At 54.0% G+C, this 739-nt stretch carries 1 protein-coding gene; it reads left to right on the top strand.

The window, feature by feature from the left end; genetic code table 11:
* Positions 1-26: 26 nt before the first annotated feature.
* Positions 27-724 (top strand): IS1-like element IS1A family transposase gene (locus tag C4F37_RS27200; protein ID WP_223216377.1). Its coding sequence is split into 2 segments (ribosomal slippage): positions 27-276 and positions 276-724, totalling 699 coding nucleotides; the frame shifts between segments, so codons are not numbered across the junction.
* The last annotated feature ends 15 nt before the right edge of the window (positions 725-739 follow it).

The raw sequence follows: 739 nt of genomic DNA, 5'->3' as shown, positions 1-739 counted from the left end.
TATGATGGTGTTTTTGAGGTGCTCCAGTGGCTTCTGTTTCTATCAGCTGTCCCTCCTGTTCAGCTACTGACGGGGTGGTGCGTAACGGCAAAAGCACCGCCGGACATCAGCGCTATCTCTGCTCTCACTGCCGTAAAACATGGCAACTGCAGTTCACTTACACCGCTTCTCAACCCGGTACGCACCAGAAAATCATTGATATGGCCATGAATGGCGTTGGATGCCGGGCAACAGCCCGCATTATGGGCGTTGGCCTCAACACGATTTTACGTCACTTAAAAAACTCAGGCCGCAGTCGGTAACCTCGCGCATACAGCCGGGCAGTGACGTCATCGTCTGCGCGGAAATGGGCGAACAGTGGGGCTATGTCGGGGCTAAATCGCGCCAGCGCTGGCTGTTTTACGCGTATGACAGGCTCCGGAAGACGGTTGTTGCGCACGTATTCGGTGAACGCACGATGGCGACGCTGGGGCGTCTTATGAGCCTGCTGTCACCCTTTGACGTGGTGATATGGATGACGGATGGCTGGCCGCTGTATGAATCCCGCCTGAAGGGAAAGCTGCACGTAATCAGCAAGCGATATACGCAGCGAATTGAGCGGCATAACCTGAATCTGAGGCAGCACCTGGCACGGCTGGGACGGAAGTCGCTGTCGTTCTCAAAATCGGTGGAGCTGCATGACAAAGTCATCGGGCATTATCTGAACATAAAACACTATCAATAAGTTGGAGTCATTACC

The organism is Escherichia sp. R1 (genome assembly GCF_003000935.1).
GTDB classification, from domain to species: domain Bacteria; phylum Pseudomonadota; class Gammaproteobacteria; order Enterobacterales; family Enterobacteriaceae; genus Escherichia; species Escherichia coli.
This window is presented reverse-complemented; position numbering and strand designations above follow the sequence as displayed.